The organism is Streptomyces sp. PsTaAH-124, from assembly GCF_000373685.1.
GTDB classification, from domain to species: domain Bacteria; phylum Actinomycetota; class Actinomycetes; order Streptomycetales; family Streptomycetaceae; genus Streptomyces; species Streptomyces andamanensis.
The window spans coordinates 205,131-218,922 of record NZ_KB892160.1; the positions used below are offsets into that span (position 1 = coordinate 205,131).

11 protein-coding genes and 1 tRNA gene are annotated in these 13,792 nt (G+C 75.2%); 3 read left to right on the plus strand and 9 right to left on the minus strand.

The features are described from left to right. Nucleotides 1-28: 28 nt before the first annotated feature. Complete coding sequence (locus B086_RS0106755) at nucleotides 29-2,173, minus strand: putative bifunctional diguanylate cyclase/phosphodiesterase (protein ID WP_420712539.1); 2,145 nt, start codon at nucleotides 2,171-2,173, stop codon at nucleotides 29-31. 455 nt (nucleotides 2,174-2,628) lie between these two features. On the opposite strand from B086_RS0106755, the gene B086_RS0106760 reads away from it, so the two are divergent. Continuing rightward, complete coding sequence (locus B086_RS0106760; RefSeq protein WP_018565646.1) at nucleotides 2,629-3,996, plus strand: M6 family metalloprotease domain-containing protein; 1,368 nt, start codon at nucleotides 2,629-2,631, stop codon at nucleotides 3,994-3,996. A gap of 100 nt (nucleotides 3,997-4,096) precedes the next feature. On the opposite strand, the gene B086_RS0106765 is transcribed toward B086_RS0106760, so the two are convergent. The 7 genes from B086_RS0106765 to B086_RS0106795 all read right to left on the minus strand — a co-directional run bounded on the left by B086_RS0106765 (nucleotide 4,097) and on the right by B086_RS0106795 (nucleotide 10,639). Next, nucleotides 4,097-4,173 (minus strand) — tRNA-Lys (locus B086_RS0106765). Further along, nucleotides 4,164-4,829, minus strand: a complete 666-nt coding sequence (locus B086_RS42225; RefSeq protein ID WP_063746760.1) for a bifunctional DNA primase/polymerase — start codon at nucleotides 4,827-4,829, stop codon at nucleotides 4,164-4,166. The genes B086_RS0106765 and B086_RS42225 overlap by 10 nt, the downstream gene beginning before the upstream one ends. A 175-nt stretch (nucleotides 4,830-5,004) precedes the next feature. Next, a complete protein-coding gene (locus B086_RS0106775; protein WP_018565647.1) occupies nucleotides 5,005-5,379 on the minus strand; it encodes a hypothetical protein in 375 nt (124 codons plus the stop codon). A gap of 176 nt (nucleotides 5,380-5,555) precedes the next feature. Beyond that, nucleotides 5,556-6,935: an AAA domain-containing protein gene (locus tag B086_RS0106780; protein WP_018565648.1), complete on the minus strand. Its 1,380-nt coding sequence runs from the start codon at nucleotides 6,933-6,935 to the stop codon at nucleotides 5,556-5,558. Then, nucleotides 6,932-8,545, minus strand: a complete 1,614-nt coding sequence (locus tag B086_RS0106785; RefSeq protein WP_018565649.1) for a hypothetical protein — start codon at nucleotides 8,543-8,545, stop codon at nucleotides 6,932-6,934. The genes B086_RS0106780 and B086_RS0106785 overlap by 4 nt, the downstream gene beginning before the upstream one ends. Continuing rightward, on the minus strand, nucleotides 8,536-9,723 hold the full coding sequence (locus B086_RS0106790) for a hypothetical protein (protein ID WP_018565650.1): 1,188 nt from the start codon (nucleotides 9,721-9,723) through the stop codon (nucleotides 8,536-8,538). The genes B086_RS0106785 and B086_RS0106790 overlap by 10 nt, the downstream gene beginning before the upstream one ends. Continuing rightward, a complete protein-coding gene (locus B086_RS0106795) occupies nucleotides 9,674-10,639 on the minus strand; it encodes a phosphatase PAP2 family protein (RefSeq protein WP_018565651.1) in 966 nt (321 codons plus the stop codon). The genes B086_RS0106790 and B086_RS0106795 overlap by 50 nt, the downstream gene beginning before the upstream one ends. A 223-nt stretch (nucleotides 10,640-10,862) precedes the next feature. Here B086_RS0106795 and B086_RS0106800 point away from each other — a divergent pair, with 223 nt between their 5' ends. Further along, nucleotides 10,863-11,459 carry a histidine phosphatase family protein gene (locus tag B086_RS0106800; protein ID WP_018565652.1) on the plus strand — a complete coding sequence of 199 codons (597 nt, stop codon included), beginning with the start codon at nucleotides 10,863-10,865 and terminating at the stop codon, nucleotides 11,457-11,459. Nucleotides 11,460-11,541: 82 nt separating this feature from the next. Here the strand turns inward: B086_RS0106800 and B086_RS0106805 are convergent, their stop codons facing one another. Beyond that, nucleotides 11,542-13,065 (minus strand): hypothetical protein, encoded by a 1,524-nt coding sequence (locus tag B086_RS0106805; protein ID WP_026252176.1) that lies wholly within the window; start codon nucleotides 13,063-13,065, stop codon nucleotides 11,542-11,544. Between the two features lie 284 nt (nucleotides 13,066-13,349). Here B086_RS0106805 and B086_RS0106810 point away from each other — a divergent pair, with 284 nt between their 5' ends. Beyond that, nucleotides 13,350-13,760, plus strand: a complete 411-nt coding sequence (locus B086_RS0106810; RefSeq protein ID WP_018565654.1) for a hypothetical protein — start codon at nucleotides 13,350-13,352, stop codon at nucleotides 13,758-13,760. Nucleotides 13,761-13,792: the final 32 nt, after the last annotated feature.

The following is a 13,792-nucleotide window of genomic DNA, read 5'->3' on the forward strand; positions in this document are numbered from 1 at the left end:
AGCCCAGCCCGTGCCGGGCGCCGGGGGCCTACCGGCGGCCGCAGGCGTGGCCGCCGAGCAGCTCGGAGATGCGGTCCGGTGACACCGGGCGGGAGTACAGCCAGCCCTGCCCGGTGTCGCAGCCGATGCGGCGCAGCCTGCTGGCCTGGTCGGTGGTCTCCACACACTCGGCGGTGACGGTCAGCCCCAGCCGGTGCGCGAGCTGGATCATCGCCTCGACGATCACCTCGTCGGCCGGGCTCGCGGGCTCCGCGCCCGCCTCCGGCGTCCCGGTGTCCGCGAGGGCCGGCCGGACCGCCTCCCGCTCCGCGTACTGGAAGCCCCGGACGAACGAGCCGTCCAGCTTCAGCGCCGACACCGGCAGCCGGCTGAGGTAGGCGAGGTTCGAGTAGCCGGTGCCGAAGTCGTCGATGGCGATGTGCACGCCCATGCCGCTCAGCGCCCGCAGCGCCTCCAGCGGCCGCCCGGCCGAGCCCATCACCGCCGACTCGGTCAGCTCCAGCTGGAGCAGGCCCGGCGCGAGCCCCGTCTCCGCCAGCACCTCGGCCACGTCCGCGACCAGGTCGGAGTCCCACACCTGGCGGACCGCGACATTGACGCTGACGAAGATCGGCGGCTCGTCGGGGTGGTCGAGCTGCCAGCGGCGGGCCTGGCGGCAGGCGGTCGCCAGGATCCAGCGGCCCAGCGGCACGATCGAACCGTCCTCCTCCGCCAGTGCGATGAACCGATTCGGCGTCAGCACCCCGAACTGCGGGTGCCGCCAGCGCACCAGCGCCTCCACCCCGCGCAGCCGCCCGTCCTCCATGGCGACCAGCGGCTGGTACTCCAGCGTGAACTCGCCCCGCTCCACGGCCGCGCGCAGCGTGGAGACCAGCGCCTGCCGGGTCATCCGGTGCGCGTTGCGCTCCGGGTCGAACAGGGTCCAGCGGGCCCTGCCGTCGGCCTTCGCCCAGTACAGGGTCGTGTCCGCCGCCTGCATCAGGGCGGTCGCCGAGGTCCCGGCGGCCTGCCGCTCGACCACGCCGATCGACGCCGACACCGACAACAGGCGCCCGGCGACCTCGAACGGCGCCTGGAGCGCGGTGAGCACCGACTCGGCCAGATCGGCCAGTTGTTCGGTGCCGGTGGAGTCCTCCACGAGCAGCGCGAACTCGTCGCCGCCGAGCCGGGCCACCAGCGGGGTGCTGCCCCGGCCGGAACCGGCCTCGTCCGCGCAGCCGGTCAGCCGCCGTGCCACCGCCGCGAGCAGCCGGTCGCCGACCCGGTGCCCCAGGGTGTCGTTGACCGCCTTGAACCCGTCGAGGTCCAGGTAGCACAGCCCGATCCGGCCGGTCCCGCCGTCGTCGTACGCGTCCGCCTCCAGCACGGCCGACAGGCGCTCGAAGAACAGGGTGCGGTTGGGCAGCCGGGTCACCGGGTCGTGCATCCGCAGATGCCGCAGCCGGGATTGCAGTTCACGGCGGGCGCTGACGTCGGCGATCGACAGCAGCACACCCGGAGGGACGTCCGGGCGGACGTCCGGCGGGGCGCCGTCCGAGCCGCCGTCCGAGCCGCCGGGCGCGGCTCCGGGCGCGTTCGGGGGACGGTTCTCCGGCGGCAGCGGCGCGACCGTGACCTGCGCCCACAGCGAGCGGCCGTCGGCCTGTTTGAGCCGCCGGGTGCAGCGCAGCCGGGCCTGCCGCCCGCGCAGCACCTCGCGGTACGCCTGCCAGGTGCGGGCGTCGGAGCCGAGCTCCACCAGATCGGCGGCGGGCTGTCCGGCGAGGTCGGCGGCGGACGCGCCGACCAGGGCGGCGAAGGTGTCGTTGGCGCTGACGACCAGGCCGTCGCGGTCGACGACCGCCATCGCGAGCGGGGCGGCGCCGAAGGCGGACCGGAAGGGCGGGGCGGGCGGGGCGGTGGAGGGGGGCGGGGTGGTGGAGGGGGACTGGTCCGGCCCGGCGAATCCGGCCCTGGCGGGGACCGGTTCCGCCATTGGGGTGACGCCGGGGCTGAGGACGGGGGTGACGCCGGGGGTGGGGACGGGCGCGGGCGGGGGCGTGGGGGCCCTGGTGGACAGGGCGGTGCCGTGACCGCCGTTCGGACCGGCCGTGGCCCCGGTGTCCGGGCCGCCGCTGCCCGGGTCGGTACCCGGAGCCTTCATAACATCACTCTGTGTGACTTTCGGCCGCATGAAGTCTGCCGCGGGCGTCGGCCCTTCGGACGTTCCGCTCACCGCTCGCTCCCGCAGTGCACTCGTTCTTCGTATCGGTCTCGTCGGGTGGCCGGCCAGGTGGGGATCGGCCGCCGGGCCCGTGTCCGCGCAGGAAGTGCCAGGAAAGTGTGCCGATCATAGATGCTGGCGCGGGGCCCCTTCCAGCCACTTGCCGGTTCCGCCGGATGGACGACCTTTCTGACAGATCGTTTCTGCCCACACCTGGGCAGGTTCTTCAGAAGGACGACCGATTGTGACGTTCCGTGAGTGGTCCGGGGGTGTCATCCCCGTCACGGCCGCTACGGCTCTGTATCTCGTGAACTCGCGTCCCGCACGCTCGCGCTCACCCTTCCGGTGCAGACAAACAGGGCGTACCTCTCCAAACTCGCACAGGCTGGGTTCGGTGTCCCCGCGAACCGCACCCGGAGGTCCCTGTGCCGCGTCAGCTCCCCCTGAAAGCGCTCGGCCGTGACGCTTTCCAGGCGCTGAGCCGCGCGGGGACGCGCCCCCGACTGCGCAGCACCGCCGCCGTGTTCACCACCCTCTCGGCGGTCGCCGCCACCTCGATCCTCAGCGGGCCCTCGGTCGCCGAGCCCTTCGCGGCCGCCCCCTGCGCGCTGCGCCGGACCGAGGCCCACCACTCGGAGGGCGTCGACACCTGGAACCCCTCCTACACCCGGCCGGTCAGACCGCTCGACGCCGTGATGATCTTCCTGTCCTTCCCGGACGCCGCCCCGCTCACCACCCCGGCCGAACTCGCCGCCGACCACTTCCCGGCCACCAGCCGCTTCTACGCGCAGGCGTCGTACGGCAGGTTCACGCTCCGGGCGCATCCGCTCAGGCGCTGGATCCGGATGCCGCGGCCGTCCACGGCGTACGCCATGCACCGCGACTGGGACGTCCGGGACCGGGCCGCCTATCTGCGCGACGCCGTCGCCGCCGCCGACCCGCAGGTCGACTTCTCCCGCTACGACATCGTCTATCTGGTCGCAGACCCGGACGCGCCCGGTGTCGACTCCGACGCCACGAAGGTCGTCAACCTCAACACCCCGCTGCGGGCGGACGGCACGGACATCCGGCGGGTGGTGACGGTGTTCGAACGGCACCCGCCGGACCGGCTGGTCCTCGCCCACGAGACCGGGCACGTCTTCGACCTGCCGGACCTGTACCACCGGCCGGCCGACGGCAAGGGCGACTGGGACACCTATGTCGGCGACTGGGACCTGATGGGCAGCCAGTTCGCGCTCTCGCCGGACCTGTTCGCCTGGCACAAGTGGAAGCTCGGCTGGCTGGACCCGCGCCAGGTCGTGTGCGTACGGGGGACCGGGCCGACCCGGCTGACCCTGGAACCCGTGGAGGCGGGCCCGGCCGCCGCGGGGCCGCCCGCGACGGCGGAGCCGCCGGACATGGGGCAGTCGTCGGACGTGCCCGGGGTGGCGCCGTTCGGGCTGGGCGGCGGCACGAAGCTCGCGGTGGTGCGGACCGGGAGCGACCAGGTGCTGGCCGTCGAGGCGCGCTCCTCGGTCGGCAACGACCTCACCGGATGCCGGCAGGGCGTACTGGTGTACCGGGTGCGGGGGGACACGGAGTCGGGCGGCGGCGCGGTCCAGGTGATCGACGCCCATCCGCGCACGGGGGCGTGCGCGCACACCTCCGTCTATCCGCCGCTCGCCGACGCGCCGATCGGCGTGGGGGAGAGCTTCACCGTGCCCGGCGACGGTGTCCGGGTGGAGGTCGAGGACCGCACGGCCTCGGGGGCGTACACCGTGAGCATCACCCCGGCTCTGGAGAGCGAGGGGTGAGGAGCCCGAGGCGAGGGGGCGCGGGAGGGGGTGGACGGGTGCGCGTGCACGAGAAAGGCGATGCGTGCTCGCTAAACGCGAACCCGCATCGCCTCTGTCATGGTGCGCCGCCAGGGACTCGAACCCCGGACCCGCTGATTAAGAGTCAGCTGCTCTAACCAACTGAGCTAGCGGCGCCTGCTGACGTCGTAGACCTTAGCATCCTGATCGGGGGGAGGAAAAATCGAAATCCGCACGGCCGACCGGGCCGCCCGGACGGCCGCCCACAGCAGGATCTCGGGACCCGGCAGCCACGGTCGCCGGGTGTCCGGCGCGACCAGCCAGCGGGACGCGGCGTGCGGGGCGCCGGGGCCGCCGACCGGTGCCGGGACGGTCACCGCGTCGCCGTTGCCGTGGCACAGCAGTGGCGGGACGCCGTCCGCGCGGCCCCGCCCGGCCGCCGGGCTCCGGGAGCCGAAGTCCTCCCACTCCAGCAGCGACGGCAGCCGGTGCGCGGTGCCCGGCGCGGCGAACAGCAGCATCCGTCCGCGGTGGACGGCCACCGGACCGGAGCCGGGCCCCTCCGCCCACAGCCGGTCCAGCATCCGGCGGCCGAAGACCGCGGGCACGCCGACCACGTCGAAGGCGGTGCCGCAGGGCAGGACGACCGGTGCGTCCGGCCGTTCGCGCCAGTGGGCGAGTGTGCTGCGCGGATACGGCCCGGCCGAGGCGAGCCAGCCGGCCCCGTCGGCGGTGACGCGGGTGGCGTGGGTGGCGCCGGGGAGGTTGGTGAGGTCGTTGAGACCGGCGGCGGCGGTCCGGTCGGCGAAGAGAGACGTTTCTGTGAGGCTCATGTCCCACGTCTACCGACCGTGAGGGTTTCCTCGCGCACAGTTGCCGGAAACCGGGACAGGGCGGGGGCCTGGGGCGTATCTTGCCCCGCGGGCATATGCCAGGGCGGGTCCGGCCGTGAGCGGCTGGGGCGGCCGGGCCGGGTGGGGTGAGTGTGCCGGGCGGGGGCGGCCGGGATCAGAGGGGATCGGCCGGGTTCGCGTGCACGCTGTCCTCGGCGCCGCGCAGCAGATCCCGTCCGAACTCGACCATCCTGTGGGCGTAGTCCTCGGTCCACTGGGCACGCTCGGCGATGTCCGCGGGCTTCAGCCGGTCGAAGCGGCGGGGGTCGGCGAGCTGGGCCGCCGCTATCGCCTGGAACTCCACCGCCCGGTCGGCCGCCGCGCGGAACGCCGTCGTCAGTTCGGTCGCCCGCTCCAGCAGCGTCCTGGGATCGTCGATCGACTCCAGGTCGAAGAAGTGCTCCGGGTCGGAGGCGGCTGCCACGGGCTCGAAGAGCAGGGGCGCGGGGCGTAGCCGCGGTTCGTTCCGACGCGGCGTGGGCTCCGCCATGTCTTCTCCTCCTCGTACTCGTACGGTCTCGGGTGGCGCCGTCCTCGTGGCGGGCCACCCTCCATTCTCTCGCGTGTGCGCAAGGGGACGGGTGCTCGCTGCCCATCCCCGGACCTTCTCAAGCCCCCGCCCCCACGGGATGTTCCCGCCTCACCCGCCCGGGGAGCCCCCGAGGCTCAGGGTCTCCATGGCACCCGGTGTTCGTGCAGGCGGGCCAGGACCGCGTGGTTGGCCTCCCAGCCGTCCGGGAACTTGACCGTGACGCCGAGCTGGACCGGGTCGGTGGAGGGGTGTTCGTCGAGGAGTTCGCTCACGCCCGCGCGGCAGACGACGATGCAGGCGTGCCGGTGCCGGGAGGCCAGCACGCACAGGCGGCCGGTCTCCAGGTGGAAGGCGGTGGCGTCGGGGCGGCCGGAGAGCGGGTGGAGCACGACGGTGACGTCGAACTCGCGGCCCTGGAGCCGGTTGGCGGTGTCCACGGTCACGTCCGTGACGCCCAGGGCGGCGAGGGCCGCGCGGACGGCCGCCGCCTGGTCGCGGTGGGCGGTGCCGACCGCGATCCGGCCGGCGGTCAGCGGCACCGGTTCGTCCGGCGACCGCTCGGACAGCGCCGCGCCGCCGCGCTCCAGCAGCCGCGCCACGACCGCCGCCACCGCCCGCACCGCCTCCGGGTCGGTGCGCGGAGTGTGCCGCGCGGGCAGCTCCAGCAGCCCCCAGCCGGACTCGGCGGCCTCGTCGATCACCCGGTCGGGGCCCGAGCCGTCCGAGGGCACCGCGAAGCCGAGCCGCCGCTCCCCGGCCGCCGTACCGCTGCGGAAGGGCGTGTACGGGTAGAACGCGTCGGACACCAGCGGCGCAGCCGACGCGGGCAGCCGCCACGACACGGGCAGCCGGTGCTGCGGCAGCTCCGGGTTGTGCGCCAGCAGTGTCGTCACCGCCGAGGCCGACGGGTCGTACGACAGCCCCGCCCACTGCTCGCCCCCGACGATCGAGAACGGGTCCAGCTGCCCGGGGTCGCCCACGAACAGCGCCCGCTCGAACAGCCCGGCCACGGCCAGCAGCGCGTCCGAGCGCATCTGGTACGCCTCGTCGACGATCGCGTGCCGCCACGGCTCGTCGGTCTTCACATGCGCCCACTTCGCGGCGGTGGACAGCACGATGTCCAGCCCGGCGAGGTCGCCCGCCTTGGCGGACGTGCGGACGTTCTCCAGGGCGTCGAGCGTCTTGTCGTACGGGTCGGAGTCGCTGCTGTGCAGCCGCCCCACGGGCAGCTCGGGCTCCTTCTCCGCGAGCCGTACCACCAGGTCGTCGACCTGCGCGTTGGTCTGCGCCACGACCATCAGCGGCCGTCCGGCGGCGGCCAGCTCCAGCGCGGCGCGCACCACCAGCGTCGACTTCCCGGCGCCCGGCGGGGAGTCGACGACGACGCCGCGGTGCGTGCCGTGCAGGGTGTCGCGGAGGATCGCCTCGGTGGCGCGGGCGGCGGCCGCGCCGGGGCCGAGGCCGGGCCCGGGGGCACCGGACGAGGCGGAGGTCTCCTCGGTGGGGGCGGTCACAGGACGTCCTCCTCGGTCACCGGGTCCGGGGCCTGGGCGGCGCTCTCCTCGCCCGGCGGCCCGCCGTGCGTCCACGGGGTCTGCTCCGGGTCGGGCAGCTTCGCCCCGCCGCGCTGCTCGTGCTCGAAGAGCGTGAAGCAGACCCGGTCGCCCTTCTGCGGCACCGAACCGGCCTCCGGCTCCTTGCCGCGGCCCATCTTGTCGAGGATCCGCAGCACCACCAGCGTCCCGTCGGCCCCGGCCTGCTCGGCCTCCTCGACGGCCACGCACTGCGCCGACTGCGGCCTGCCGTCCAGCGAGCGGTACACCTTGACCCGCTCGGCCAGATGCGGACGGTCGTCGGTGCGCACGGTGACCAGCGGGCGCGGGCTGGGCCGCTTGCCCTCGCTGTACGCCATGGTCACATCGGTGACCTCCCCGGCGAACGCCTCCCCGGACAGCCGCCGCCCCGCCATGACCAGCGGGTCGTCCAGTGCCTCCTGGGCGTCCAGGCGGGCCTGCTCGCGCTCGCGGGCCGCCAGTTTGTTCGCCGCGGTGACCGCGTCGTCGCGGCGCGGCTGCGGCGGCTCCCCGGCCAGCACCCGGTCGCGGTGGCCGGTGAACGACCAGCGGTCGCGCGTCCACCGCTCCGCCACGCGCGCGCCCTGAGGCAGCTCCCGCAGCAGGTCGAGGCCCTGCCAGACCTTCTCCCAGGTGGGCAGCGCACAGCCCAGGACCAGCTCGTGGACGCGGCGCTCGGCCGCGGTGAGCGCGGCGAGCCGGTCGTCGGCCTCCAGCCCGTCCGCGGCGGCGGCCAGCTCCCCGCGCGCGCGGTCGTAGCGCTCGATGGCGGGCGCGAGCAGCTTGTTGTCGAAGGCCGGGTCGGTGGCCGGACCGGCGGGCGGGCACAGCAGCTGCCCGGCCGCGTCCCGCTCCAGCTCGGCGCGCAGCGCGGCCTCGGCGCCCGAGAGGCCGTCCGGCGGGTCGATCCAGGCGAGCAGCGCTCCCAGGTGCTGGTCCTCCAGGGCGGACTGGCCGGTGGTCCAGTGCCGGGCCAGTACGTCGCTGAGGGCCAGCAGCAGCGAGGAACCCGGCACCCGGGCCCGCTCGCCGAAGTGGGTCAGCCAGCGCCCCAGCAGGGGCACCCGGGGCGGCGCCGGATACGGGGTCTCCGGGTCCTGCTCGGCGGTGCGCCGAAAGCGCATGGAGCGGCCGAGCAGCCGTACGAAGTCGAGGCCCGCGCGGCTCGGCACGATCAGCTGGGGGGCGTCCGCGCACAGCTCGGTCTCGACCTTGACCCGCTTGCCGGTCTCCGGGTCGGTGTCGGTGCGCTCGGCGGCCTCCACCACGTCGGCGTAGGAGTCCAGGTAGGGCAGGACGACGTCCGCCAGCTCGGCCAGGAACGCGAACCGCAGGTCGCGGTCGCGCGGCTGCGCCACGGCCAGCAGCCGGGGCGCGTCCCGGTCGGTGCCGACCAGCGCGCCGAGCGGGGCGCCCGCCTCACCGGCGGTGGTGAGCGGCACGAGCACCAGGGGCCGCCCGGACAGATGCCGGTGCCGGACGGTCGCGGCGGGCTGGGCGTGGCCGTCGTGCACCGCCTGGAGGCGCGCGAGGGTGTCGATCAGCGACATGCGGCCCCCCTCCGCTCGTCGGCGGCCGCGGTCCGGCGCGCGGGCGCCGGGCGCGGGTGGTCCCGCAGGGCCTCCGCCCGCAGCAGCGCGGCCCGGCGCAGGGCGGCCACCGCCGGGTCGTCCGGCTCGCCCGCCTCGCCGTGGGCCGCGGCGAGCACGTCCTCGACGGTCTCCAGGCCGCCCAGCTCGGCGCGGACCGAGCGGCCCAGGGCGGTCACCGCGCCGTGCGCGCGGGAGCGGGCCCGGCAGTGGAAGGCCAGCTCGCAGGCGGCCAGGCACTCGGGCGCGTAGGCGGCGGGCACCGCCTCGACCGCCGCCGTCAGCCGCTCGGCGGGCAGCTCGGGGGAGAAGCACACGCCCTCGGGGAGCAGGTCGGCGATGTCCTGCAACCGGGTCAGCCGCGCCAGCTGGCGGGCGGTCACCGCACGCTGCTTGCGCACGTCGACGGCGGAGGCGGCGGGCAGGTTGGAGAAGTCCTTGGGGCACACCAGCAGCACGCTGTGCCGCACGCGCGGGGGCGGCGCCCCGTCCGGGGAGCACCGGGCGGCGACCTCCTCCAGGGCCAGCACGTACACCGCGGCCTGGCGGGCCGCCGCGCCCACCTTCGCCGGGTCGGCGGAGCCGTCCAGCATCGGGAACGACTTGATCTCCACGACGGTCCAGGCGCCGTCGGGGTGCACCACCACCGCGTCCGGTTCCAGGAAGGCGGGGGAGCCCGCCACGTCCAGGGCGAGCATCGGGTGGTCCAGCAGCGTCCAGGCGCCCGCCGCGGTGGCCTCGCGCAGCGCCAGCGCCGTACGCGCCGCGCGTCCCTCGGGGCCGACGGCGGTCAGGTCCGGGACACGCGCCTCGTGCGGCGGCTCGGCGCCGGGGTCGAGCCGCCGGTGCACCAGCCGCAGCAGCTCGGCGCCGCCGTCCGCCTTGACCCGCGCCTCGAACGCGTTGCCCCGGGTGAGGGCGAACTGCGACTGGCCGAACGCGGAGGGGGCGCCCAGCGCGCCGGCGAGCGCCGTCTTGTCCACACCCGCGCCGTCCAGGATCGCGCGCCGTCTGCACCCCGGGTTGGCGGCCAGGGCCGCCAGCGCGCGGGCGTCCAGGGCACGGGCCGGTACGCCGGGGCCGCGCAGCTCAGCGAGCTGCTGCCGGAGCGCCGTCCCCGGTGTCCTGGGGGGAGGCACCCGGCTCGGCTCCGGAACCGAACCGTGTTTCGCGCTGCCGTGGAATTCGCTCACCCGCCGAAGTCTGGCACTCGCCACTGACAACGGGGGAACCCGCGCCGTCCGGGCGGCCCGCCAGGGCCGGGACCCGCGCGGCCAGCAGCGTCCGGGCCCGGTCGGCGGCGCGCAGCACGTACGGGGCGAGCAGCAGCCCGACGCCCATCACGGCCACGCCCGCGACCGCGTCGAGGAAGTAGTGGTTGGCGGTGCCCATGACCACGATCGCGGTCAGTGTCGGGTAGGCGACACCGGCCGCCTTCGCCCAGCGGGTGCCGCCGTGGCGCCACAGCATCACGCCGCACCACAGCGCCCAGCCGACGTGCAGGCTGGGCATGGCCGCGTACTGGTTGGTCATGCCGCCCATGCCGCGCGGCGCGCTGGCGTCGCCGCCCCACCAGCCGTACGAGCTGTAGTGGGCCATGGTGTCCACGAAGCCGTGACCGGGCGAGAGCAGCCGGGGCGGGCAGGTCGGCAGCAGGGTGAAGCCGATCAGTCCGATGAACGTGGACGTCATCAGCCAGGTGCGGGCCGTGCGGTAGGACGCGGTGCGCCGCCGGAACAGCCACACCAGGATCGCGGGCGTCACCACGTAGTGCAGGGACGCGTACCAGAAGTCGGCCGGGACGCCGAGCCAGGGCTCGCGGGTGAACAGCCGGTTCAGGGGGTGCTCGAAGTTGATCCGCAGCACCTTCTCGATGTGCAGGATCGACAGACCGTGGTCGACGGCGCCCGCGACGTCACCGCGGACCAGCAGCCGCCCGGCCGAGTAGCAGCCGTACACGAGCAGGATCAGCGGCAGTTCGGTCCACCAGCGGGGCCGGGTCCGCGGGGGCGCCTCGGCGCGCGGTGCACGTGCCGGTGCCTCGGTCTGCGGCATCCGATGCCCTCCCCCTTCAGGTCGCTCTTGTCGTCGCTGCGGCGCCCGGTGATCTCCGGTGGTCCCCGGCCGGTCGTGCCACTTTACGGTGTATGCGCCCGCCTGCGCGGGGCGCCCCGGCCCTCAAAGACGCGAGGGCCGCCCGCCGGGTTGCCCCTGCACAGGGTGCGCGATGATGGAAACCCCCGTCCGAAGATCTCACTATTTCCCGGAAAGGCTCCTCATGGCACCGCGCATCCTGCTGGCCCGGCACGGGCAGACCCAGTGGTCGCTGTCCGGCAAGCACACCGGCAGGACCGACGTGCCCCTCCTGGAGGAGGGCCGACGCGGCGCCAAGCTGCTCGGCGAGCGGCTGCACCGGGCCCCCTTCGACGGCCTGCCGGGCATCGAGGTCCGCACCAGCCCGCTCGTGCGCGCGCGGGAGACCTGCGAACTGGCCGGTTTCGGCGAGCGCGCCACGGACTGGGACACGCTCATGGAGTGGGACTACGGCTCCTACGAGGGAATGACGCCCCGGCAGATCCAGGACGAGGCCCCCGGCTGGCTCCTGTGGCGCGACGGCGCACCGCGCGGGGAGACGCCCGGCGAGGTGCGGGACCGCGCCGACGAGGTGGTGGCCTGGGCCCGCGCCGAGGACCGCGACGTGCTGGTCTTCGCGCACGGGCACATCCTGCGGGCGATCGGCGCCCGCTGGCTCGGCCTGCCGCTCGACTTCGCCGCCCGCGTGCGCCTCAGCCCCACCTCGCTCTCGGTGCTGGACTGGGCCTACGGCGAACCGGTCCTGCACAGCTGGAACGACGTGGGGCACCTGGAGGGCTAGGACGCCCGCCGGACCCGCCGCGCGCGGTACGCGCGGGGCGTGGTGCCAGACCCACGCGCGCGTGGCTGCCGTGTGGCCGGTCTCACGCCGTCCTGGGGGTGCTCGCGTGGCGTTCCAGGAACGCCGAGACGCCGTTCGCCCGGCGGTGCGGCAGCAGCACCCGTGCCGTCCCGGCCAGCATCATCTGGATCCGTGAGGACTGCACCTGGTCCAGCAGGTCCAGGACCCGCATCCCGGCCGCCGCCGCCTCGTCGGGACGGCCCCCGCGCGCGAGGTCGTCGGCCAGCTCCGCCGTGTACAGCGCGATGTTCCGGGTGAAGTGCGGGTCCTGGAGGCGGGCGGCCCGCAGCGCGTACCGGGCCGCGCGCGGCCAGTCGCCCAGCGTCGACCAGCACTGGGCCTCCAGGCCCGCCAGCTCCGCCTCGCCGTAGAAGCTCATCCACTCGGGGTCGGCGTCCGAGGGGCCCCGCCTGTACAGCGCCTGCGCGCGCGTGAGCGCCTGCGCGCAGCCGGTGCGGTCGGCGAGCCCCGCCCAGCCGCCCGCCTCGCGCAGCGCCAGCAGGGACATCAGCCGGGCCGAGCCCAGCTCGCGGGCGGCGCGCTGGGCCGCCTGCGCGGCGCGCACCGCCTCCCGGGGCCGTCCGGCGTCGCGCGCGAGGAACGCCGTGTTGCAGAAGGCGTGCGCCTCCACGGCCGCGTCCCCGGTCATCCGGGCGGTGGCCAGCGCCTCGGCGTAGTGCGAGCGGGCGTCGTCGAAGCGGCCCGAGTCATGGGCCAGCCAGCCCACCGAGATGGCGAGTTCACCGGCGCCCGCGTGCAGCCGGTCGGCCGTGGCCCGCCGGGTGGCGCCGGCGTCGAGCAGGGCGTACGCGGCGCGCAGCGGAGCCGCCGCGCGCCGGTAGAGGCCGTCCGCCCCGTGCCGGTCGTCGAGCAGCCGGATCCGGCGGACGGCCTCTTCGACGGCGCCCGCCTCGCTCGCACCGGCGCGGCGGACCGGGCGGTCCGCGGCCGACGCGTCGAGGGCGAGCCCCAGGGGGCCCAGCGAGGCGGCGGCCATCGTGGCGCCCCCGCGGGTCATGAATGCGCGACGCAGCACGTCGCTCTCCTCGTGGTCCTCGTGCGGGTGGTTCGGGTCTTGCTCGTCGTGACGATGGTCGTACGGGTCGTGCCGGTCGTGCGGGTGATCCTGGTGGTACGGGTCGTACCGGTGATTCTGGTGGTGCGGACGGGGCGCCCCGGTCGTCTCCCGTGGCGCGTGGGCCGGGCTCTCGGTGTGCGCGGGGGGTGTGTCGCCGCTTCCCGGGGCGCGCGCGGCACGCCCGCGCACGGACGAGCGGGGCGCGAACCCCAGGTCGGCGAGGGTGCGGCCGGGGAACATGTGCAGGAACACACGTTCGTATGCGTAGTTGGGGCAGCGGATCTCGCCCGCCTCCACCCGGCCGATGTAGCGCGCGTCGCAGCTGACCCGCTCGCCGATCTCGCGGGCGGCACGCCGCACCGCCGCGGCGAACTCGGCCGGGGAGCGCTGTCCGCGCAGCCGCCGGAAGGCGAGGTTCGGCCGCGGTGGCCGGGGGGACGGGGACGAGGTCACCGTTGACGACGCCATGGCCGGGCCCTCTCGTGCGAACCGTCGAACCATGCCGGAACCGAGGGGAGTTGCCCGGGTTGCCCCGGTGACGCCCTGTTTCCGACGGGCAAGAACGTACCGGTTGTGTCCGGGCCGCCACGCAGTGTTTGGCTACAAACCGGATATCTCATCCGTGATCTGCCATGAAGTGCCATCCTTTGTGGCTTACTTCGGCCGTAGCCGTTGACGTCCCCGCCGCGTTGTACCCCGTGAACCGGGAGCCGCCCGACTCCCGACCCGCTCGCGCACGAGGAGGGGTATCCGTGGTGGAGTCCGGGACGCGGACCAAGGGGAGCGCCGATCGTCGGCCGTCGCCGTCGGCACAGGAGGCCGACTGCGACCTGGTGACCGTACCGGCCCGGCAGGGTCTGGAGGCGGTCGACATCCTGCGCCGCGAGGCGGAGGAGGCGGTGGGACCCGTCCTGCACGACGACGGCGGCGACACGCTGGGATTCCTGGTCCCGGCGGGCACCGCGGCGGGCTGGGACGTACCGGGCAGCACCTGCACCAGGACGGACGGCCGCGGTCTGCGCACCGCCCCGGAGCCGCCCGTGGAGGGCTCGGACTGGCTCCTGCCGCCCGAGGAGTCCGACCTCGCGACCGACCCCGCCGTGCTGCGCCGCGCCCTGGACGAGGCGGCCCGGATGCTCGCGGTCGTGGACAACTGCTGCTGACGGGTCCGCGGCGGCTGCGGTGGCTGTGGCGG